Genomic DNA, 21,242 nt, shown 5'->3' with positions numbered 1-21,242 from the left:
AGTTGCCTGTGTCGGCGTTCCTTGATAACCTGCAGGTCAAATTATACGAGGGGGGAAAACAATGGGATACGGACGATTCGCCTCTGTGGGAGCGGTCTGCCTGGCCCTGCTTCTGCTGGCGTCAGGCTGTAAGGCGCCCACCACCGGGAGTACGGGAGCCGCCACGCCGAGCGGCCAGACCGAGACCGTGGTCCTCAAGGTCAATACCTTTGAGCCGGAGGACCCGTACTCCGGCGCCGGTGGTAAGGACGTTTGGAAATGGTGGGCAGAAGAATTGGGCAAGCGTGCCAACGGAAAGGTGCGGGTGGAGATTTACTATGCCGAAGGGCTGCATAAGAATACCGACTCCCTTGAAGCACTTGATGCAGGGGTGTCCGACGTTGCCTTTTTCACCAACCCGGCGCTGGTAGGCCGCTTTCCCATAAGTAGCGATCTCTTTACGGATAGTCCTCTCGGGTCGATGATAGCCAGGCAGAAAGGAGTCACCCGTAAGGAAGATCGCTACAATTTCCAATTAGCCGTTCTGGATAAATTGCTCGCCCAAGGATTATTGGAGGAATATAAAGGGTACAAGGTCGTGGGCTGGAAGGTTATCACGCCCAACTTGCTGTTCACCACCAACAAAAAAGTTACCCGCCTTGAGGACTTGAAGGGCCTCAAGTTAAGGGCCCCGGGCAAGACTGGCTTCAAGATTGTCCAGGGCTTGGGCGGTAGCCCGGCTACGGTTACCACGACGGAGGTCTATACGGCCTTGGAGCGTAAGGTAGTCGACGGAGGGGTACTGGGTATAGCGGCGCTGAAGAAATTCAAGTGGGCAGAAGTAGTAAAATACGGGGTCGATTATCCCTTGACCAGGGGAATGCAGACGGCGCTCATGACCGAACGCAAGTGGAACAGCCTGCCGGAGGACGTGCGGGCGGCGATAGAGGAGCTCAAACCCGAGCTTACGGCGCGGCTTACCGGGCGGGAAATGCAGCTGGAAACCGAAGCCATTGAGGCGTTTATCCAAGGCGGGGGTGAGCTAATCAAGCTCTCTCCGGAAGAAGAGGCGCGATGGGATAAGGTGATGGGCACCATTGTCGAGCAAACCATAGCGGAGCTAGAGTCCAAGGGATTACCGGCTCGGAAGGTAGTGGAGATCGCCGAACAAACCGCCGAGGAATTCCGCGCTAGCCGGTAAGAAGACCTAAGCCGGACGGCGTCCTCCGAGGAGGGCGGCAGAACCGGGACGGCGCTTGGCCGAAGGCCGAACCTGGAGGGTTTGGGATGGGTGAGGCTTCGCCTCCTAGGTGGAGTCTCGCCCACGAGCCTCCACCGGGCCTGAGTTATCCCCAGTTTCCGCCGGCAGTCCTGGTTCCACCGAGTACCTAGAGCCTCGCCGGGTGCCCAACTCGCCGCCGGCGACGGTGGAGGCGGCCGCTAGGCCTCTGGAGGGCCGAAGCCGCGCCGGTGCCATGGGTAGCGGCGTGTCCCAAAACCATAGAGGGAGGTCAGTGCCTACAGATGAGATGGCTCGGAACGGTGGCCCGGCGCCTAACCGGGGGACTGACGTGGGTTGCCGGTTTGACGGCCATAGCCATGGTAGCGCTCACCGGAGCCGACGTCTTGGGCAGGACCCTGTTGCACCGCCCAATCGTCGGTACGCTCGAGCTGGTTGAGGTCTGGATGCTCTTGGTAATATATCTATCCTTTGCCCCTGCCCATATTGCCGGCGTACATCCTAACGTAGAGGTATTGTTGAACAAAATGCCGGGTCGGGCGCGCTCCGGGTTGGTCACCGTCGGACGGGTCGGTAGCGCAGTGGGTTGCCTGGCTCTGGGTATAGCCTTGATTTACCGGGCCTATTATTGGCAGTTTGTCGAGCCTACCAATGCCTTGTTCACCGGTCTGTTGCATGTGCCCTACGTTCCGTTCGTCTTCGCGGCCGGTATCGGGGTCTTGTGCCTGGTGCTCCTGCTGGCAACCGAGCATGGCCGCGGTCAAAGCGAATGAATGTGGCACCGGGAGGAAACTGGAGGGTTCGCTCTTAGCCGGTCCGGGAGGTTAAGGAAAATGGAGCCGCATTCCATAAGCCTGGGGATATGGGGGTTCGTACTCTTATTCGCGCTTCTCGCCATCGGGGTGCCGGTAGCCTTTGCCCTGGCCCTGGTGGCCTTCGTCGGTCTACTCTTGACGAACGGTCTGCAGGGGGCGCTTATGGCCTTGGGCTACCAGGCCGTCAGTACCATTAGCAGTTATACCTGGAGCGTCATCCCGGCGTTCCTGCTCATGGGTAGTGCCGCCGCCGCCTCGGGAGTGGCGGAGGACGGCTACCGAGCCTTTCAAAGGTGGCTGGGGCACCTGCGCGGGGGCCTGGCCATGGCCAGCATCGCCACCTGTGCGGTTTTTGCCGCCTGTACGGGTTCCAGCAGTGCCTCGGTTGGTTTTCTGGGGTCAACCTGCCTTCCGGAGATGGAGAGGTACAAGTATAAGCCCCGGCTGGCCACGGGGTCCATTGCTGCCGGTGCTACTTTAGGCATCCTAATACCGCCGAGCATCCCGTTCGTGGTTTACGGGATTATTGCTCAGGAGTCGATCGGCAAGCTGTATATCGCGGGGATACTTCCCGGGCTGCTCCTTACCGGCCTGTTTATGGCTACAATTGCCATTTGGTGTGGCCTGGATCGGGAAGCTGGCCCCCCCGGGCCGCGTGTATCCTGGAGAGAGCGCTGGCAAAGTCTAGGATCCCTGTGGGGGATGATTGTAATCATCGTGGTCGTTCTGGGGGGGATTTGGGGGGGATTGGTGACGCCTACCGAAGCGGGGAGTATAGGGGCCATCGCCTCGATCGTTCTCGGCCTGGCCAGGCGGACCCTCACGGCGAAAAAATGCTTGGAGGTCTTAAGGCAGACGGTGATCATTTCCGGGATGATGGGCGCACTGTTGGCGTGCGCGATGTTGTTCAACGTATTCCTGGCCCAAACCGGTCTACCCATGGCGTTGGCGGCAGAAACGGTCCGGCTGGCCATCTCACCGCGCATTCTCCTACTTTTCATTTTTGTTTTCTACTTAATCGGCGGGTGCCTGATGGACTCTGTAGCGCTTACGACCATCAGTTTGCCGATTTTTGTCCCTATTATCCAAGCGGTGGGCATAGACCCCATCGTCTTTGGCGTCTTTGTGGTGATCATGATCGAAACGGCGTTAATCACCCCGCCGATAGGGATGAATGTTTATATCCTGTCCGGAATGGTACGTCGTATTCCCATGGAGACCATCTTCCAGGGGGCGCTGCCCTTCCTGATGGCGATGGTCTTGTGCCTGGTGTTGGTACTCACCATCCCCGAGCTATCCCTACTACTCCCGGCCACGATGAGGTAAGCAGGTTTGGTGCTGAAGTAACTATACTCCGTGCCAGCGGGGGTGACCATGAACCATGACTTGAACTCGCGGTGGGGCGAGCGCAGGGAGGGGCCGAGAACTAGGGCATAGGAGGCGGCAGGATGTTTCAGTATCCGGAGGTTCCGGCATCACCGGGAGGTTCGCCGGTATGAAGGCTATAGTTTTCGAGGAAGAAGCCTTGAGACGAATGGGCTTAACGAACCTAGAGCGCAGGATTATCGAACTGGCGCAGGCAGGTCTGGGCCGAAACGCCATCGCCGCGGCCCTCGGAATCTCGGTCAGCACGGTGAAAACCTTGCGGCGACGCATCCGATGGAAGGTCGGTTATGTCGAGAGTTTCGTTTCTAGGGATCTCCCGGCAATGCCGAAAGACGACGCCCCAAGCCACCATGCCGAACCGGAGGTAGGTCAGGGTAGGAGCGCTGACCACCCGGAGGGGCGAGGACCAGGTGAAACGGCAGAGGGAACCGACGGGCGCTCCGCTTCGGCGTCCGAACTGGCCAAGATGGCTGCCGGAGGCCGCCGGCTGGCCGCTCTTATTCTGGTGTACTCCAGGCGCGACGGTGTTCTGCTGAAGGTCACCGGGGTTCAGCGTCTCTGGTTGCAGCCGGTACTAACGCGGCTGCAAACCGAGGGGAGGATACGCCTCCTGGCCGTAGATCGAGAGGATGTTTACGCTCCGGTCTGGCTCCCCATCGTCACCCGCGGGCGGCGTGCGGTCAGGGGGGCCTACTACCGGGTCCGTGAGGGCGGACAGCAGGTAGTGCTGGCCGCCATAGCCGACTATCTCTACCGGGGCGGGCTGAGAGACACCTTTGAAAATGCCTGGCAGCGTTTGTGGGAGACGGCGAGGATACTGGGGGGCGGGTGTACCTCCATTCCCACGCGTGGCGAACTACTGGCGATAGTAGGTGAGGCCTTTGGCCTGGAAGGTGTCTTGCCCGGCTCAGACCCTTCCCAGGAGGCACGGGTAGGGGCCTGGGCTTGCGACGAGGAAGCATCCGCTTCCAACCAAACATTTATCACCAATACCGGCGAGAGGTCGCCCCGGGGGCGGACCGCGCGGTCGGGATCAGATGGTCAGGCTTCCGGAACCAAGGCTCATTTCAGCACGAGGAGGTGTTAGCCATGCTCCTTGCCGGGCGGGTAGCGGTGGTGACCGGAGGAGCCACGGGAATAGGTCGGGCTATCGCCGTGAAGTTCGCCGAACAAGGCTGTGACTGAGAAAGAGGGCTTTTTCGAGCGGCTGGGTCGGATTACGCCCCTGGGGCGGATGGGCAGGCCGGAAGACATAGCCTGTACAGCCGTCTTCTTGGCCTCGGATTGGGCGGACTATATAACCGGTGCCTGTATCCCGGTTTCCGGAGGCCTGCCGCTGCAGCCGTACTCGGGGGCTATGGCGGGAGCCCGAGCCACAGAGGCCCCTTCATAGGTGGACTTAAGACTTGGCGTCCGTTGGCGGGAGGAGGATTGCCTTGCCGGAAAACGGGGGGATCACTATGGACCGTGCCCAAGTCCCAAAGGAAACGGTAGTGCGCGTAGTCAGCACCCTGCCCTATAATCGACTGGCCGCCTCCGGGGTGGACTTCCCGCCAGATTGGGAAGTCCGCTACCTGGGCGAGCGGGAGGACGCCTTTGGCGAGGAGGTAATCGCCGCCGCCGGGCAGGACGCCCAGTTCCTGCTCCTCACCCCCTATCCGGTGGTGGGGGCCTCCCTAATGGAGAAGCTTCCCGCCCTGAAGATGATCCAAATGGTGGGCGTGGGCTACGACAACGTAGATACGGAGGCCGCGGCCCAAGCCGGGGTAGTGGTGGCCAACTCGCCGGGTATCAACGCCACCACCGTAGCCGAGTTCACCATCGGCATAATCATCCTGCTTCTGCGCCGGGTCCTGGAAGGGGATCAGGCGGTGCGCCAGGGCCGCTGGAAGGAAGTGCGGGAAGCTTTTCTCGCCGAAGGGCTGGAGGAGCTGGGAGAAAGCCTGGTGGGCCTGGCGGGCCTGGGCAACATCGGCCAGCGGGTAGCCAGACTCGCCTTGGCCTTCGGCAGCCGGGTGGTCTACTACGACGTGGAGCGCAAAACCGAACTAGAGCGGGAGCTGGGTGTTAGCTACCTGTCGCTGGAGGAACTCCTGTCCACTGCGGACATCGTGAGCCTGCACCTGCCGTTATTGCCCCAGACCCGAAACTTAATCGGCGAGCGGGAGCTGGCCCTAATGAAGCCCCGGGCGGTGCTGATCAACACCTCCCGGGGGGGTCTGGTGGACGAAGCGGCCCTGGTGCGGGCCATAGAAGAAGGCCGGATCGCCGGCGCGGCTATTGACACCTTCACCCAGGAGCCCCTGCCGCCGGACCATCCCCTGTTGAGCCTGGCCCCGGAGCTTAGCTACCGGCTCTTGCTCACCCCCCACCTGGCCGGGGTGACCCGGCAGTCCTTCGGCCGCGGGGTGAAGAAGGCCATCGAGAACATCGCCCGGGTGGCCCGGGGCGAGCCGCCCCAATACGTAGTCAACGGCCTGGACCGGCCTAGGCGCTAGCCGGAGCCGGCCGCGCCGCCGGCGGGCGAACCACCGAGCCACAAACAACCCCTATCCTTGGAGGGAGGCGGGAGCAAATGCCCAAACAGCTCATGTCCGGCAACGAAGCCATCGCCTACGGCGCCTACCTGGCGGGGGTCCGGGTGGCGGCCGCCTACCCCGGCACCCCCAGCACCGAGATCCTGGAAAATCTTGCCCGCTACCCGGGGGTGTACGCCGAGTGGGCCCCCAACGAGAAGGTCGCCGCGGACGTGGCCGCGGGAGCGGCCTATGCCGGCCGGCGGGCCCTCGCGGCCATGAAACACGTGGGGCTCAACGTAGCCGCCGAAACCCTCTTCTACACCTCCTACACCGGCATCGAAGCCGGCCTGGTACTGGTAACCTGCGACGACCCGGGCATGCACAGCTCCCAGAACGAGCAGGACAACCGCCACTACGCCCGTTTCGCCAAGGTACCCATGCTGGAGCCGGCGGACAGCGAAGAGGCCAAGCAATTCACCAAACTGGCCTTTGCAATCAGCGAACGCTTCGACACCCCGGTGCTGGTGCGCAGCACCACCCGCATCTCCCACTCCAAGAGCCCGGTGGAACGGGAAGACCCCCCGGCCCCTGCGCCGACGGAGTCCCGGCCCTACCGCCGCGACCCGGCCAAGTACGTCATGGTGCCGGCCTACGCCCGAAAGCGGCACCCCATAATCGAAGAGCGGCTAAAGCGGCTGGCGGAGTACTTCGAGGAATTGGAGATAAACCGCATCGAAATGGGCGACCCGGAACTGGGCATCATCGCCGCCGGCGTAGCCTGCCAGTACGCCCGGGAAGTCTTCCCCGAGGCCAGTTTCCTGAAACTGGGCACGACCTGGCCCTTGCCGGAGGAAAAAATCCGGCGGTTTGCCGCGGCGGTAAAGCGGGTCCTGGTGGTGGAGGAACTGGACCCGTTCCTGGAGGAGCAGGTGAGGCTTTTAGGCATAGAGTGCCGGGGCAAATCCGTCTTCCCCGCCGTAGGAGAGCTAAGCCCCGGCCTGGTGCGGGAGTGCGCACGCAAGGCGGGCCTGTTGCCCCCGGGGGCGGGCGGCCAGGAACCCGCTTCTAGCCCCGCCCCGGCGGTGCAACTGCCTCCCCGGCCGCCCATGCTCTGCCCGGGCTGCGGCCACCGGCCGGTGTTTTACGCCCTACGACTATACAACGTGCTGGTATTCGGAGACATCGGCTGCTACGGTCTGGGCGTCAACCCCCCGCTTAACGGCTACCATACCTCGGGCTGTATGGGGGCCAGCATCGGCGTGGCCCACGGCGCGGACCACGCCGGAGTAAAGGAGCGACGGGCAGCCATCATCGGCGATTCCACCTTCTTCCACGCCGGTATCCCGCCCCTGATCGACGTGCTCTACAACCGCGGGACCACCACGGTAATCGTCCTAGACAACCGCACCACCGCCATGACCGGGCACCAGGACCACCCGGGTACGGGTCGCACCCTTCTGAGGCAGGAGACCGTAGCCGTGGCCGTGGAGGACCTGGCCCGGGCTGTAGGGTTCCGTAAGGTTGACGTGGTCGATCCCTTCGACTTCAAGACCCTGCGCCAGCTGATCCGGGAGCACGTGGATTCGCACGAGCCCTCGGTGCTGGTGGCCCGGCACCCTTGCGTGCTGCTGACCAGGGAATATAAGCCCGCCTACCGGGTGGACCCCGAGCGGTGCAACGACTGCGGCGTGTGTCGCAAACTGGGGTGCGCCCCCCTGATCAAGGTAAACGGCAAAATGGCCATCGACCCCCTGCTCTGCGTGGGCTGCGGTTTCTGCGCCCAAGTATGCGGTCGGAAGGCCATAGTACCGGCCGGGGAAGGAGGAGACAGTCAATGACACCTAAGGCGAAGAAAGACTTCCTGCTCGCCGGCATAGGAGGGCAGGGGATCATTCTGACCAGCGATCTCTTGGCCGAAGTAGGCCTGGCGGCCGGATACGACGTAAAAAAATCCGAAGTGCACGGCATGGCCCAGAGGGGAGGCAGCGTGGAAACCCACGTGCGCTGGACGGAAAAGGTGCACTCGCCCCTGGTAGAGCCGGGTCGGGTAGACTACCTGGTAGGCTTTGAAATGCTGGAGGCGGCAAGGTGGGCGCACTTTCTGGGGCCGGGTAGCAAGGCCTTGGTGAACCGCTACCGGGTTTACCCGCCGGCGGTAAACCTGGGGGAGGCGCGCTACCCGGAGCCCGAGGAAGTGGAGGATCTGCTAAAGACTCGGGGGGCAGAGGTGCGGTGGGCCGAGGCCAGCGAGGTGGCAATAGGGCTGGGCAACCCCGCCTTGGCAGGGACGGTGCTCCTGGGCCTGCTCTCGCTACAACTGGGGGTGCCGGAAGAGGTCTGGTTGGAGGTCATTGCCCGGCGGGTGCCGGAGCGGTTCGTGGAACTGAATCAGCAAGCCTTCCTGGTTGGCCGAGGCATGAGCGCGCCACGGATTGGCGCCTAAACGCGGTTCCCTCTAGAGCCCGAGGCTTATGCCTTAGTTCGGCTGGCGAGGCCATCGATGCGTGGTGGAGCCGAGACCGTCAGATTTTGGCCGTATGGGGGTGAGGAAATCTATGGCCGAGGGCAAACCAACCGAGGTCCGAGTGAACGGAGCCCAGGCCAGGCAGATCACCCTGAAGGTGAACGGCCGGCCCTATACCCTGGAGGTCGGCCGGGGCCCGCAGCAGGTGGATCCCGCCCACACCCTGGCCCACACCCTGCGGGAAACCTTGGGATTAAAGGGCACCAAGATCGGTTGCGACCACGGCGGCTGCGGGGCCTGCACCGTGCTGATGGACGGGAAGCCGGTGCTCTCCTGCCTGCTGCTGACCGTGGAATGCGCCGGCCGGGAAATTACTACCATTGAGGGGCTCCAGAACCCGAACACGGGGGAGCTGGACCCGTTGCAGCAGGCTTTCATCGATCACGGCGCCTTCCAGTGCGGCTTCTGCACCCCGGGGATCATCATGAGCGCCCGGGCACTGCTGAACGAAAACCCCCGACCCACGGAAGAGGAGATTAAGGAAGCCCTATCCGGTCACTTCTGCCGCTGCATCAGTCATTATCAGGTAGTGGAGGCCGTGCAGGCGGCCGCCCACGGCATCGGAGGTGACGGTAGTGGGTGATAATTACCGCTTCATCGGCCGGCCGGTTCCGCGCCGCGACGCGGTGGAGGTGGTAACCGGCAAGGTGTGCTACCTCAACGACCTGGAAATGCCGGGCATGCTCTACGGCCGGGTTCTGAGAAGCCCCCATGCCCACGCCGTTATCAAGCGCATCGACAAGAGCCGGGCTGAAGCGCTGGAAGGGGTAAAGGCGGTTCTAACCCACGAAGACGCTCCCCCCACCTGGAGGGGCGGCACGCCGCGGTTCACCCGGGTTCTGGACCGCAAGGTGCGCTTCGTGGCCGACGCGGTGGCCCTGGTGGCGGCCACCAGCGAAGAGGTCGCCCGGGAGGCTCTCGGCCGGATCGAGGTGGAGTACGAAGTCCTTCCCGCGGTGCTGAGCATCGACCAGGCCCTTAAACCCGACGCCCCCCAGCTTTACTCCGAGTTCCCGGGCAACGTGGTCACGCCGGGTGTGCCCTTCTTCGGCCCCAAGTCCTTGAAAGAACTGGTCATGGGCGACGTGGAAAAGGGCTTGGCCGAAGCCGACGTGGTGGTGGAAGGCACCGCCGCCTACGAGGGCCTTCCCAATCCCCTGCCGGCAGAGCCGCCCGGAGTGATCGCCCTCTGGGAGGAGCCCAACCGGGCCACCCTGTGGCTGTCCACCCAGTTTCCGTATTCGGACAAGATCATCCTTTACCACGTCCTGAATAGAGAGGTAGAAGTGAGGACCATCGGCCTGCCCTGCGGCGGGAGCTTCGGCTCCAGGATAATGGCTTGGCCCCTATACTGCTACGCCCTTCTGCTCAGCCGGGCCACGGGACGGCCGGTGAAAATGGTGATGAGCAAGGAGGAACACCTGGCGGCCTTTGTCCTCCGCCCGAGCTTACGCATTCAGGCCCGGGTGGGGCTAAAGAGGGACGGCCCGGTGACCGCCGTGGCCGGGAAGTGGTACGTAGACACCGGCTACTACTCCGTGACCACCCAGGCGCAGGTGGCGGTGGGCCTGGGCGAGGTGCAGATCATGCTGCGCTGCCCCAACTGGGACCTCAAGCCCGCCATCGTCTGCACCAACCGCACCGCCTCGGGCATGGTGAGGGGCTTTGGCGGCCAGGAGCTCAAATGTGCCCTGGTGCCGGTTCTATCCCGGGCCTTGGCGGAGCTCGATCTAGACCCGTTTGAATTCCTTAAGAAAAACTATATTAAACCCGGCGACGGCTATTATTGGCGGGACGGCTGCTGGTACACCTACCGGGGCGTGGACTACACCGCGGCCATGGAAAAGGGAGCGGAGGTTTTCGGCTGGAAAGAGAAGTGGAAAGGTTGGCTTAAGCCCACGGAGGTCCGCGGGACAAAGCGCGTAGGGGTAGGAGTTGGAGTGCACGGCAACGCGGACATCGGCGAGGACGCCTCCGAGGCTCTGGTGCGGCTCCACCCGGAAGGAAAGGCCGTAATTTTCTCTTGCGTCACCGAGATCGGCACCGGCAACCGGAGCAATTACATCAAGATGGCGGCCGAGGTGCTGCAACTGCCCCCGGAGCAGGTGACCATGGCGCCGGCGGACTCCCTGATAACGCCCTATGAGTTGGGCCCGGGAGGTTCCCGAGGCACCTACGCCATCGGTAGCGCCGTCATCCGGGCGGCGGAAGACGCCAGGAACAAGCTCTTTGAGCTCCTGGCCCCCAAGCTGGGCGCGGCCCCCGAGGAGCTGGACACGGAAAACGGGGAAGTCTTCGTGAAGGCCGATCCCGGACGGCGGCTTTCCTGGAAGGCCATGGGCGTGGACCGCACCATCGTCGGTTACGGCCGTTTTGAGCCCGATTACAGCCTGGCCAATTGCCTGATGAGTTTCGTAGAGGTGGAGGTGGACACCGAAACCGGGGAGGTAAAGCTGCTCCGGGTGGTGAACGCCACTGACGTGGGCAAGATAATCGATCCCCTGGGTCTTCGCGGCCAGCTCAACGGTTGCCTGGGATCGGCCGGCATCGACAGCGCCATCTTTGAGGAAACGGTGCTCGACCGAAGAACCGGACACGTTCTTAGTTGCAATTTGATCGACTACAAGTGGCGGACCTTTGCGGATTTGCCCCCCATCGAAAACGTGGTATTAGAAACCCCCTTTCCCAGCCACCGCTTTGGGGCGGTAGGTATAGGCGAAATTGCCACCTCCCCCGGCCCGGCGGCGGTGCTGATGGCCGTCTCCAACGCCCTGGGCACCTGGATCACCGAGTACCCGGTGACGCCGCAACGGGTGCTCGAGGCCCTGGGGAAAGTAAAGTCCGAAGGGATGAAGGCCGGATGAGATCCTTTGAACACTTCAACGCCCGCTCGATCGCCGAGGTCCTGGAGCTGCTACAGGCCTATCCGGGCGAAGCGGTGCTCAGCGCCGGGGGCACCGACCTCCTGGGCCTGCTTAAAGCCGACTGCCTGCCCCGCTACCCCCGGGCAGTAATCAACCTCAAAACCGTACCGGGACTGGACGGGATCGAAGAGAAGCGGGAGGGCGTTAGCCTCGGCGCCTTGGTAAACCTGGCCGATCTCGCCCGCTCGCCCCTTATTAGAACTGAGTACCCCGCTCTGGGCGAGGCCGCCTACTCCGTAGCCACGCCTCAGATCCGGAACGTGGCCACCCTGGGCGGCAACCTCTGCCAGGAAGTCCGCTGCTGGTACTACCGCTACCCGGCCCAGCTCGGCGGAAGTCTGCCCTGCGCCCGTAAGGGCGGCACCAAGTGCTATGCGCCGCAGGGCGACAACCGCTACCACGCCCTCATGGGCGCCAGGCGCTGCTATGCGGTCTGCCCCTCGGACACCGCCGTGGCCTTGGCCGCTTTGGAGGCCAGGGTCAGGATCGTGGGGTCTGGGGGCGAAAGAAGGGCAGCGGTAACCGACTTTTATCATCCCCTGGGCAAGAACCTAGAGCCCAAGGAAATAGTCGTGGGCGTGGACCTGCCTCGGCCCCCTGCCGGCGCCCGGCAGCGCTTCCTAAAGTTCACCCTGCGCCGGCCCATCGATTTTGCCGTGGCCAGCGTGGCCGCGGTGGTGAGAGAAGAAGACGGGGTAATAGCCGAATGCCGCCTGATCCTGGGGGCAATAGCTCCGGGCCCGGTGCGCGTCCCGGCGGCGGAGGAACTGCTTCGGGGCAGGCCCCTGGAGCCGGAGGTCGTGGCCCGGGCGGCAGAGGCGGCCCTGGCCGGGGCCCGGCCCCTCAGCGGGAATGCCTACAAGATCGAACTGACCAAGGCGCTGGTCAAGCGGGCCCTGCTGGGTGAGTGACCGTATATATCAACTTGCGCCGGGAGGGAGGCTGGCCTACTGGCCGCGGAAATGCTGAAGAAGGTGCCGGTTAGGGAAAGCGTGGGGATGGCCCTGGGGGGCGGATTCTGCGGTGGTGGTGGTGGCCAGCCAGTTTGGTCGCGGCATTTTACTGGCCGCGGCGGTGGGGCTTTGCTGGTGCCCGGTGTATGGCGACAACATTGCGGTTGCGGTAGTTAAAGAGACCAAGACAGAAAGGGCTACCAGGCGAAAGGCCGCTTCTTTCAGCAACCGTTACAGGTTGCGGGACGGCGCGTAGAGGCGGAAGGCCGCGAAGAGCCTTGATGCTTGAAGGGGGGATCTGCCCGATTCGGCAAATGGGTTGGTCGCGTGCGCGGCGGCTTGGCCGTAGCCACCCAGTTGGCGTCCGCCACTTTTGGGGCCTGCTGCGGGGTCAGCGTGGCCGGAGCGGCGGCTATGGGTTCGGTGGCCTATCCGGAAATGGTACGGCTGGGGTACAGCCCGCGATTGGCTAGCGGTAGTATCGCTCCGGGAGGAGGGTTGAGCAGCCTGATCCCGCCCAGCCTGGCCTTCATCATGTACGGCGTGCTTACCAATACTCCATTTCCCGACTTTTTATAGCCGGTATTCTCCCGGGCCTGATGTTGACCGGTCTGTATTCTATGGTCATCACCACCATGTGTGCCCGTAACCCCCGGCTTGGTCCCGCCGCTCCCCGCTTCTCGTTGCGAGAGCGCATGAAGTCCCTCCGAGGGGTGTCCGGGGCTCTGGTGCTGTTCATAATTGGTAATGGGCGGTCTCCTTTTAGGAGTATGTACGCCTACGGAGGCTGGCGCCTTGGGGCCCTGGGGTGGGGGCTAGTACTTCTGCTGCTCAAGCGAAGATCCGATACGCGCCTTATTGTTCTTGCCCTAAAGTCAGCCACGGCCACTACCTGTACGGTATTGACAATTACCATCGGCGCCATGATGTTTAGTCAGTTTTTGGCCGTGGCCGGTTTCTCAGGGGTGTTCAGGGAGTGGGTAGGGCAGTTGCCGTTCTCGGCGCATGTGGTTATGGTCGGCATATTGCTCCTGTACATAGCTCTGGGATGCGTAATGGACGCCCTTTCCATGCAGCTACTAACGGTACCCATAATCTTTCCGGTGATTATGGCCCTAGGCTTCAACCCAATATGGTTCGGCGTGATTTGCGTTTTGACCGGCGAAATGGGGCTCATAACACCTCCGGTAGGCATGGTCTCCTACATGGTGAGCGGCATAACTGGGACCCCCTTAGAAGAAGTTTTCCGAGGCATATTACCCTTCTTTGTAGCAATGTGCGCCGGACTAGTGTTGTTGTGCCTCGTTCCCCAAATCGCCACCTTTCTACCCACTGTGCTGAGGCCTTAACCGTATGGGCAGATAAATCTGGCGGGCGGGTTCCAGGACGGATAAGTGACTGGTAGACGCCAACACATTGGGTCCTTAGCGGCCAGCTAGTACGTCCGGCGCTAGGATAGTATTATAAACATGTGGTGTAGACTTAGCTCCTAAGCATCAAGTCTCGGTAACTGGTAGACGGATCCGGCGGAACTAAGATGCTGCAACCGAGGAGGTTCAACTATTCTGGGAGCCCAAGAAAACAGGGGATCATGCTCCCTTATAGATTTGCACTCACAGGAGAGATTGTAGGACCCCTTCGCGCTCAAAGGGGAGTCCCTGATCGGGAGGCTGGATCACTGTGCCAGAGGAACCCGCTAAGCGGCCGTTCTTAACCCGAAAAGAAGTACTTAGAGTAGCCGCCAAACTAATACGAGTCCACGGCTATCATGGAACCTCTACCCAGATGATCGCCCGTGAGCTCGGTGTTAGCAAGTCCACGCTATTTCACCATATCGGCAGCAAGCAAGACATGCTTTTTGAGATCCTTCGCGAACCGATGGAGGAGGTATATCCCCGCCTGCAGGAGATATACCGGCGGCCTATCTCCGCTACCGAGAAACTGAGGTTGGCCGTAAGCAATCACATTCTGGGTATGGCTCAGAACCTGGAAGTGGTCACCGTCCTACTCCTGGAGCGAGACTGTCTTGACGAGCCCTACCGAGAGGTGCTAAGGCCGACGCGGGAAAGGTATGTACAAATCTTTCGGGACCTTATTCGGGATGGTGTGGCCGGCGGGGAGTTTCGGCCGGTGGATCCCAAGATAGCCGCCTTCGCGATTCTCGGGATGTGTAATTGGCTGGTTCAATGGTATAACCCCCAAGGCGAGATTCCTCCTGAAGAAATAGCCAAGACCTATGCCGAGTTCGCAGTACGGGCCCTTCAATCGGATGCACGACGGGACTAGGCCCTTTTGCTCGTCTAGTAACCCGTATCCGGCCGGAAAGCCAAGGCTTAGCGGTTTCCACCGTAGACTGCCCTCACAGACCAAATAAGGGTAACAGCGCCGGAAAGGCTGGTGACGGCGATCCGTACTCGCTGGGGTTGGATCAAAACCTGGAGGGGTCTGTAGTAGCCGAAAACGCCGGTCGAGAGGGGGCACTATGGGTGAAAAGAGCTGTGTATCCGGGAACCTTTGACCCAATTACCAAAGGGCACCTCGATATCGCCCAACGGGCCGCCAAGCTGGTTGACGAACTGATCATTGGTGTGGCTGCGGATACCTATAAACATAATCTGTTTAGTCTTGACGAGAGAGTGGCGCTGGTGCGGGCGGCTGTGGCGGAATTCGCAAATGTGCGTGTGGAAGGGTTCGAGGGATTGCTGGTAGATTTCGTGCGGTCCCAAGGGGCGTGTGCCATCGTTCGCGGTTTGCGAGCAGTCTCGGATTTTGAGTACGAGTTCCAGGTATACCTGATGAACAAGAGATTGAGTCCACAAATAGAGACGATTTTCCTCATGACCACCGACAACTATACGTTTCTTAGTTCCAGCATCGTCAAGCGGGTTGCTTCCCTGGGCGGGTCGGTTTCCAACCTGGTGCCCCCGGAGGTAGAGAGTGCTCTAAAGCTTAAGTTTCGCCAAACCTCATAGCTCCCGTTCCGGCACCCTGGCGAGCTGTACTGCATTGAAGCGTAGGTATCTTAGGTACTGCGGGAATATTACGCCATTACCAAACGACCTCCGTCCCAAGGAGCCGAGGCTACGACGCCAGTTCAAAAAGAAGATATTGGATTATGTCCGGAAGGAGGGGATAATGACCTGGTCGACAACTGGGCGGGTAATCGATCAACCGGAAGGGCCTAGGTATTGGGGAGAAGACCTGATGCTAAACTGCCGGCCTGCTAGCAGGGAGTGACTGCGCAGAAACAATCGATGGGGGGATCGTTAATGTCAGGCTATCGGCTAGTTACAAAACCTATCTATGAAGCGGGTCCCAAGATGAAAATTACCGGTAGAGCAAATCCATCTATGACCCTGATGAGCAATGAACTTGTACCTGGTTGTAACGTATACATGGAGGTGGGATGGATTTGGGCAATGCCCGAGCCCAATCCGCACATCTTTGAGCACAGCCATGACTACAACGAAATAGTACTACACATTGGCAGCAACCCGTACGATCCCGAAGATCTTGGTGCAGAGATTGAGTTTGTGGTGAACGGAGAGCCCCTGGTTTTTGACCGTACTTCCGCGCTGTTCATCCCTGCCGGAACTAAGCACGGCCCGGTAACATGGAGGCGGTGTACCCGGCCGCATATCGAGATGGCTATCATGCTTGGTACAGGGTCCTATAAGGAGGGGTGGAAGGAAGGGGTCGATAAGAAAGGCTAAGAAGGGCCGCAGACCTCACGGCAAGGCAAGGACAGAGGAGGCAGTTGGACAATGGGCAGTCTGGAAGGGAAAATGGCGCTCGTGACAGGCGGCGGCTCCGGTATAGGGGCCGCGATTACGAGGCGATTTGTCGCCGAAGGGGCGAAAGTGTGCATTGTCGGGCGTCGCGAAGCCTACCTAGACAAGGTTGCGGATTCGCTTCCTCGCGGAGCGGTAGTAAAGTGTTCAGGAGACGTTTCACGACCTGAGGACGTTGAGCGGATGATGGCGACGGCGTTGTCCTTTGGGGGGCAGCTAGATATCCTAGTGAACTGCGCGGCCCTTGATATGGGGGGTACACTTGAGGAGATCAGCTTGGAGGATTGGCAGAGGACCTTTGCGGTTAACGTTACGGGTCCCTTCATGCTCATGAAGGCCTCGATACCATGCATGATCAAGGCGGGCAGCGGCTCAATTGTCAACATTGCCTCCCTGGCGGGCGTCCGCTCCATGCCTGCGTCAGCGGCCTACTGTGCATCGAAGGCCGCATTGATCGGGCTCACCCAGCAAGTCGCCTTAGACTACGGGCCGTACGGCATAAGGTGCAACGTGGTATGCCCGGGGTTTGTCAGAACCCCGATGTCCGAAGGGCATTTCAGGGAACTCGCCGAGAAGTTGGGTACCACGATGGATTCCCTGCTTGGGAGCGGGTTCGCCAACATTCCCCTTCGTCGGGCAGCCACTCCCGATGAGTTGGCGGGAATATGCGCCTTCCTGGCGAGTAGTGACGCTTCGTATATTACGGGAGCCGTCATATTGGTAGACGGTGGTACTGGTATCGTAGACGCGTTTGGGGCTGGCGTAAACAAAAACACTTGAGGGTCGACCTTACCCAACGCTGAGATAGACTTCCCTAACTTTTCCGTGAGGTGATCCCAATTGAGCATCGTTGGCATCCTGGGAGCGGGACATCGAGTCACACATTGGGGGTTGAGAGTAATGCCTAGATTACGCGTTTCGAACGCGAAGCCACGCAAGATGCTTACGCTATTGACACTAACAGTATTTGCAGCTGCGATCGCTTGCTCTGCCTGTTCGTCGTCTAACTCGTCCCAAACATCTACATCTGCATCCACGCCTGCATCTACATCCGCGCCGCAAAAGATTACGTTCGCGAATTGGATGGAGCCCCCGGACATCAATAGGGGTTCGGCAGTGTTCGAAACGTGGGCGAGAGACCTTGAAGAGCGAACTGGTGGCAGGCTCAAGGTAGAGGTGGTGCATGGCGGAGCCCTAGCCTCGATTGATAAGTCTTACGATGCGGTTACGAGCGGGCTTGCCGATGTAGCCTTCTTTGTACCCCAAGATACCGACAAGCCATTCCCCCTGTCGGACGTAGTATCACTACCCTTTAGGCAGGTGAGAGCCGACGTAGCCACCAAAGCCATACGCAAAGTGTGGGATAAGGGGTACTTTGACAAGGAGTACGCCGACGTCAAGGTGCTCTTTGTGTTCGTTTCCGCGTCCTCAGAGGACCTCCTTACTGTCAAGCCGATCAGGAACATAGCTGATCTGAAGGGCGTAAAAATAGGTACCGGCGGCGGGGCCCGGGTAAAACTGTTGGAAGCACTGGGGGCCGTGCCGGTTTTTGCCCCTCCTCCTGAGCTATCCGCGATGTATCAAAGGGGCATAATTCAGGGTCAGCTAGTGACCGGTATTAGCCTCTATCGTGCGGGCGTCCATGAATGGGTGAAATATTTGATCGAACCGGTGAGAATGTTCAGAGTCATGCATATAGTAGCAATGAATAAGGACGTCTATAATCGGATGCCGCCAGACATTCAGAAGATTATCGATGACATGGATGCAGACGGAAAGTATTCTCTAATGATCGCTAAGGCTCAAGCAGACGAGTATGAAGAGGCTATGCAGAAGTTCCTGAGCACAACCGGACAATCTATCGGTTGGAGCGATGCAGACAAAGCGAAACTGGAGGAAATCTGCGCTGGCATTTTCAAGGAATGGATAGCGGAAAATGAGGCCAAAGGATTGCCGGCCAGGCAGGTGGCAGACGAGTTCTATAACAGCCTGAAGGAACTCGGAGTGGACCAGCCCGCATACGGCTATCCGCTTCCGGAGTAGTAACCGGACTTTCGCGCCGGCCTCGGTACTGCGTGTCCTGAATCCGGCCGGACGGTACCCGTCTATACCCGTCTACCGGACGTCGCCATCGCTCAAGGTGGCCGTGGTGCAGTGGCTCCCGAAGGCGGGGTGTCGCATTCCCGCCTAGCAGCGACTGAACCGGAAGCTCCGATGGCGAGACACCGTCACCTCGCCTTCGCGCCCCGGCACCCCGGCACCCAGTGGGCTCCGGTAACCGAAGGCCGCGTCAGTTGCGGTCGGATAAAGGCGAGGGGCCGGCGTGCAGGCAGCATGCCCCGTCATCAGACTGAGAAGGGGATGGCGATGATGCGGCCAGAAGCGAACCGGGACTTGCTTTCAACAATAGATCGCGTGGTTGGGCGTCTGAACCGATACGCAACGTATATGTGTTCCGCTACCCTGGCGGCTATCATGGTACTCGGTACGTGCGACGTGTTTGGTAGATTCGCGCTTAACCGGCCGATATTGGGGGCGCTAGAGATAAGTTCAATCATGATGGGCCTGGTTGTGCTCCTGGGATGGGCGCCCACGCAGTCGCAGGGGCAGCATGTCAAAGTGGAGTTGCTCACCAGGAGGCTTCCCCCACGGGCCCGAACGGTACTCGAGCAGATAGTAAGAATTCTCCTGCTAGTGTTGTTTGCTGTTGTTGCCCAACAGTCCTGGCGCATCGCTGCAACGAACTACGCCGAGGGAAGAACCTTACAAACCGTAGATATCCCGATAGGTTTTACTTACTTTTTGGTACCAGTCGGTTCTCTTCTCATCCTTACACAGTTGGCTCGGGAGGTATTATACTCCCTTCTTGGTGACGGTAAGCGCCATGCAGACTGAGGGAGTAGAGGTGAGGTAGAAGGTGCCGGAGCTATTCGTCAGCGCCATCGGGTTCGCGTTATTTATTGTCCTTATTTTGGTCGGGATGCCGATAGGCTTTGCCTTCGCCACGGCAGGCGCGGCGGGCGTGCTGTTGGTGAAAGGCGTGGGGCCGGCGCTGTCCCTGCTGAGCAGCGCCCCCTATACCTGGGCTACGAACAGCAATCTGCTTTCGTTGCCACTGTTCATACTCATGGGCCAGTTTGTATTCTATTCCGGGGTGGGTGCGGAACTCTTCGAGGCGGCGTACAAGTGGGTAGGAAGGCTCCGGGGTGGGGTAGCAATAGCGAGCGTATTGGCCTCCACCGCCTTCGGGGCGTGTTGTGGCGTAAGTATGGCCGGAGCGGCGGCAATGGGAACGATCGCCTATCCCCAGATGGTAAGGCTTCGGTATGATCGACGGCTGGCATGCGGTGCTGTGGCCGCCGGGGGAAGCTTGAGCAGTTTGATCCCTCCTAGCATGGCTTTTATCGTGTACGGATTCCTAACTGGTACTTCCGTTTCTCGACTCTTCGTGGCGGGGATTTTGCCGGGTATTGTACTGACAGCCTCATATATAGCGATTATTTCCTTTCTGTGTTGGCGCAGGCCGGAATTCGGTCCGGCGGGGCCGGCTATTCCGTTGCGCGAGAGGGTACGGTCATTGCGGGGCGTGGCAGGGGCGCTGATTCTGTTCGTCCTGGTGATGGGGAGCCTCTTCTTCGGTGTATGTACGCCCTCAGAGGCGGGAGCAATAGGAGCGGCGGGAGCCCTAGCCCTGCTGCTGGCCAAGCGCGGTTTTGCCCTAGATCTGATCACCAGTGCCCTAAGGACGGCCGTGACGCACACGTGTATGATATTGACGATTACAATAGGCGCAATGATATTTTCGAATTTCCTGGCGGCCGCGGGGTTTGCAGCCTACTTCAAGGGATGGGTAGCCGGACTTGCGGTTTCGCGCCACGCAATCCTGATCTCTATCCTGGCAATATACGTTGCGCTGGGTTGCGTCATGGATACCCTGGCCATGATGCTGCTTACCATGCCGATTGTCTTTCCGGTGGTTGCCAGCCTGGGGGCCGATCCGGTATGGTTCGGCGTAATGGTTACCCTGGTGGGTGAGATGGGCCTGCTAACGCCTCCGGTAGGCATGGTGGCCTACGTTGTGAGCGGCATTACGAACACGCGGCTGGAGGAGGTGTTCTCCGCTATAGTACCGTTCTTTGTGGCCATGTGTATAGCATTGGGCGTGCTGTATTTGGTACCCGAATTGGCCCTGTACTTGCCGAGTGTGATGCGGTAACCGCCCAGAAACAGTCTGACAGGTGAGGAGGAGCGATCATGAACCTAAACCTTGGCGATCAGGTGGCCCTTGTAACCGGAGCTGGAAGCCCGAATGGTTTCGGCCGCGCCATTGCCCTCGCCTTGGCCCGAGAGGGTTGCCAGGTGGCGGTGAACAGCCTACGGGCTCAACGGGCCGAGGATACGGCGGCCCAGGTACAGGCTCTGGGTCGCCGTTGTCTCGCGGTGCCGGCGGACGTGACCGATCGGGCCCAGGTAGTGAAGATGGTGGACAAGGTCCTGGAAGAATTCGGTCGTATCGACATCCTGGTCAACAACGCCGGGGCCATGCTGGAACAGCGGCCCTTTCTGGAGCAAGACGAGGAGGCTTGGGACCGAGAATTGGCGCTTAATCTCAAGGCCGCCCTGCTCTGTACCCAGGCGGTGCTGCCGGCCATGATCGCCCAGAAACGTGGCAACATAATCAATATCGCCTCCGGGACGGTCAGGGTAATCCATCCGGCGGTCTCCACGTACAGCATGGCCAAGGCTGGCTTGGTGGTGTTCACCAAGCAATTGGCCAAGGCGTTTATTTCCTCGGGCATAAGGGTGAACTGCGTGGCCCCGGGCTGGTCCACTGACACCGATTTCGTCAAAGGGGACAAGGACGTCATAAGGAAGCGCTTCCTGCCGGAAACTCCTCTGGGCCGGGGAACCGAGCCGGAGGATGTGGCCAACACCGTGGCCTTTTTAGCCTCGGAAGTATCCGCAGACATAGTAGGCCAGGTGATCTTCGTGGACGGCGGCTCAACCATATAGTTGGGGTCGGGCTGAGGCGAGTCGTACCGTTGTTGCCGTCTAGAAGGGGGAGGTTGTGATGGGATACGGGTACCTGGGCAGGGCGCTGTGGGTGGACC

Annotated in this window: 20 protein-coding genes and 1 pseudogene; all 21 read left to right on the top strand. The window is 60.5% G+C overall.

All coding sequences use genetic code 11. From position 1 onward, the window contains the following. Nucleotides 1-61: 61 nt before the first annotated feature. Nucleotides 62-1,180 (top strand): TRAP transporter substrate-binding protein DctP, encoded by a 1,119-nt coding sequence (gene dctP, locus NUV99_11180; protein ID MCR4420653.1) that lies wholly within the window; start codon nucleotides 62-64, stop codon nucleotides 1,178-1,180. Nucleotides 1,181-1,503: 323 nt separating this feature from the next. Further along, complete coding sequence (locus NUV99_11175; protein MCR4420652.1) at nucleotides 1,504-1,992, top strand: TRAP transporter small permease; 489 nt, start codon at nucleotides 1,504-1,506, stop codon at nucleotides 1,990-1,992. Between the two features lie 60 nt (nucleotides 1,993-2,052). Continuing rightward, a complete protein-coding gene (locus NUV99_11170) occupies nucleotides 2,053-3,360 on the top strand; it encodes a TRAP transporter large permease (protein ID MCR4420651.1) in 1,308 nt (435 codons plus the stop codon). Nucleotides 3,361-3,529: 169 nt separating this feature from the next. Next, a complete protein-coding gene (locus NUV99_11165) occupies nucleotides 3,530-4,507 on the top strand; it encodes a LuxR C-terminal-related transcriptional regulator (protein MCR4420650.1) in 978 nt (325 codons plus the stop codon). A 135-nt stretch (nucleotides 4,508-4,642) separates the two neighbouring features. Beyond that, a pseudogene (locus tag NUV99_11160) lies at nucleotides 4,643-4,813 on the top strand (SDR family oxidoreductase). 43 nt (nucleotides 4,814-4,856) lie between these two features. Next, nucleotides 4,857-5,918: a 2-hydroxyacid dehydrogenase gene (locus tag NUV99_11155; GenBank protein MCR4420649.1), complete on the top strand. Its 1,062-nt coding sequence runs from the start codon at nucleotides 4,857-4,859 to the stop codon at nucleotides 5,916-5,918. A 77-nt stretch (nucleotides 5,919-5,995) separates the two neighbouring features. Further along, nucleotides 5,996-7,777, top strand: a complete 1,782-nt coding sequence (gene iorA / locus NUV99_11150) for an indolepyruvate ferredoxin oxidoreductase subunit alpha (GenBank protein ID MCR4420648.1) — start codon at nucleotides 5,996-5,998, stop codon at nucleotides 7,775-7,777. Continuing rightward, the gene (locus tag NUV99_11145; protein MCR4420647.1) at nucleotides 7,774-8,382 is read left to right on the top strand and encodes an indolepyruvate oxidoreductase subunit beta; all 609 of its coding nucleotides are present in this window, start codon (nucleotides 7,774-7,776) and stop codon (nucleotides 8,380-8,382) included. The genes iorA and NUV99_11145 overlap by 4 nt, the downstream gene beginning before the upstream one ends. Before the next feature lie 112 nt (nucleotides 8,383-8,494). Beyond that, nucleotides 8,495-9,046 (top strand): (2Fe-2S)-binding protein, encoded by a 552-nt coding sequence (locus NUV99_11140; GenBank protein MCR4420646.1) that lies wholly within the window; start codon nucleotides 8,495-8,497, stop codon nucleotides 9,044-9,046. Further along, complete coding sequence (locus NUV99_11135) at nucleotides 9,039-11,327, top strand: xanthine dehydrogenase family protein molybdopterin-binding subunit (GenBank protein MCR4420645.1); 2,289 nt, start codon at nucleotides 9,039-9,041, stop codon at nucleotides 11,325-11,327. The genes NUV99_11140 and NUV99_11135 overlap by 8 nt, the downstream gene beginning before the upstream one ends. Beyond that, on the top strand, nucleotides 11,324-12,298 hold the full coding sequence (locus NUV99_11130) for an FAD binding domain-containing protein (GenBank protein MCR4420644.1): 975 nt from the start codon (nucleotides 11,324-11,326) through the stop codon (nucleotides 12,296-12,298). Before NUV99_11135 ends, NUV99_11130 begins: the two co-directional genes overlap by 4 nt. A gap of 112 nt (nucleotides 12,299-12,410) precedes the next feature. Next, a complete protein-coding gene (locus NUV99_11125; protein ID MCR4420643.1) occupies nucleotides 12,411-12,596 on the top strand; it encodes a hypothetical protein in 186 nt (61 codons plus the stop codon). A 29-nt stretch (nucleotides 12,597-12,625) separates the two neighbouring features. Next, nucleotides 12,626-12,919, top strand: coding sequence for a TRAP transporter large permease subunit (locus NUV99_11120; GenBank protein ID MCR4420642.1), 294 nt, complete (start codon nucleotides 12,626-12,628; stop codon nucleotides 12,917-12,919). A 20-nt stretch (nucleotides 12,920-12,939) separates the two neighbouring features. Continuing rightward, nucleotides 12,940-13,689, top strand: coding sequence for a TRAP transporter large permease subunit (locus NUV99_11115; GenBank protein ID MCR4420641.1), 750 nt, complete (start codon nucleotides 12,940-12,942; stop codon nucleotides 13,687-13,689). 331 nt (nucleotides 13,690-14,020) lie between these two features. Beyond that, nucleotides 14,021-14,626, top strand: a complete 606-nt coding sequence (locus NUV99_11110) for a TetR/AcrR family transcriptional regulator (GenBank protein ID MCR4420640.1) — start codon at nucleotides 14,021-14,023, stop codon at nucleotides 14,624-14,626. A 200-nt stretch (nucleotides 14,627-14,826) separates the two neighbouring features. Then, nucleotides 14,827-15,312, top strand: coding sequence for a pantetheine-phosphate adenylyltransferase (coaD, locus tag NUV99_11105; protein MCR4420639.1), 486 nt, complete (start codon nucleotides 14,827-14,829; stop codon nucleotides 15,310-15,312). A gap of 297 nt (nucleotides 15,313-15,609) precedes the next feature. Further along, complete coding sequence (locus NUV99_11100) at nucleotides 15,610-16,053, top strand: hypothetical protein (GenBank protein MCR4420638.1); 444 nt, start codon at nucleotides 15,610-15,612, stop codon at nucleotides 16,051-16,053. Between the two features lie 51 nt (nucleotides 16,054-16,104). Beyond that, nucleotides 16,105-16,911 (top strand): SDR family oxidoreductase, encoded by an 807-nt coding sequence (locus tag NUV99_11095; GenBank protein ID MCR4420637.1) that lies wholly within the window; start codon nucleotides 16,105-16,107, stop codon nucleotides 16,909-16,911. 336 nt (nucleotides 16,912-17,247) lie between these two features. Then, a complete protein-coding gene (dctP, locus tag NUV99_11090; protein ID MCR4420636.1) occupies nucleotides 17,248-18,174 on the top strand; it encodes a TRAP transporter substrate-binding protein DctP in 927 nt (308 codons plus the stop codon). An 874-nt stretch (nucleotides 18,175-19,048) separates the two neighbouring features. Then, complete coding sequence (locus tag NUV99_11085; protein MCR4420635.1) at nucleotides 19,049-20,347, top strand: TRAP transporter large permease; 1,299 nt, start codon at nucleotides 19,049-19,051, stop codon at nucleotides 20,345-20,347. A gap of 38 nt (nucleotides 20,348-20,385) precedes the next feature. Further along, complete coding sequence (locus NUV99_11080; GenBank protein MCR4420634.1) at nucleotides 20,386-21,144, top strand: SDR family oxidoreductase; 759 nt, start codon at nucleotides 20,386-20,388, stop codon at nucleotides 21,142-21,144. The last annotated feature ends 98 nt before the right edge of the window (nucleotides 21,145-21,242 follow it).

The sequence above is a fragment of the Clostridia bacterium genome (genome assembly GCA_024653205.1).
GTDB lineage: Bacteria > Bacillota > DSM-521 > Neomoorellales > SLTJ01 > JANLFO01.
Note: the sequence above shows the minus strand (reverse complement) of the source record. Positions and strands in the feature narration are given on the sequence as shown.

Excerpts from the sequence above, each read along its gene's own strand:
- dctP (MCR4420653.1), top strand. The coding sequence starts at position 62 with ATGGGATACGGACGATTCGCCTCTGTGGGAGCGGTCTGCCTGGCCCTG.
- NUV99_11175 (MCR4420652.1), top strand. The coding sequence starts at position 1,504 with ATGAGATGGCTCGGAACGGTGGCCCGGCGCCTAACCGGGGGACTGACG.
- NUV99_11170 (MCR4420651.1), top strand. The coding sequence starts at position 2,053 with ATGGAGCCGCATTCCATAAGCCTGGGGATATGGGGGTTCGTACTCTTA.
- NUV99_11165 (MCR4420650.1), top strand. The coding sequence starts at position 3,530 with ATGAAGGCTATAGTTTTCGAGGAAGAAGCCTTGAGACGAATGGGCTTA.
- iorA (MCR4420648.1), top strand. The coding sequence starts at position 5,996 with ATGCCCAAACAGCTCATGTCCGGCAACGAAGCCATCGCCTACGGCGCC.
- NUV99_11145 (MCR4420647.1), top strand. The coding sequence starts at position 7,774 with ATGACACCTAAGGCGAAGAAAGACTTCCTGCTCGCCGGCATAGGAGGG.
- NUV99_11140 (MCR4420646.1), top strand. The coding sequence starts at position 8,495 with ATGGCCGAGGGCAAACCAACCGAGGTCCGAGTGAACGGAGCCCAGGCC.
- NUV99_11130 (MCR4420644.1), top strand. The coding sequence starts at position 11,324 with ATGAGATCCTTTGAACACTTCAACGCCCGCTCGATCGCCGAGGTCCTG.
- NUV99_11115 (MCR4420641.1), top strand. The coding sequence starts at position 12,940 with ATGTTGACCGGTCTGTATTCTATGGTCATCACCACCATGTGTGCCCGT.
- NUV99_11100 (MCR4420638.1), top strand. The coding sequence starts at position 15,610 with ATGTCAGGCTATCGGCTAGTTACAAAACCTATCTATGAAGCGGGTCCC.
- NUV99_11095 (MCR4420637.1), top strand. The coding sequence starts at position 16,105 with ATGGGCAGTCTGGAAGGGAAAATGGCGCTCGTGACAGGCGGCGGCTCC.
- NUV99_11080 (MCR4420634.1), top strand. The coding sequence starts at position 20,386 with ATGAACCTAAACCTTGGCGATCAGGTGGCCCTTGTAACCGGAGCTGGA.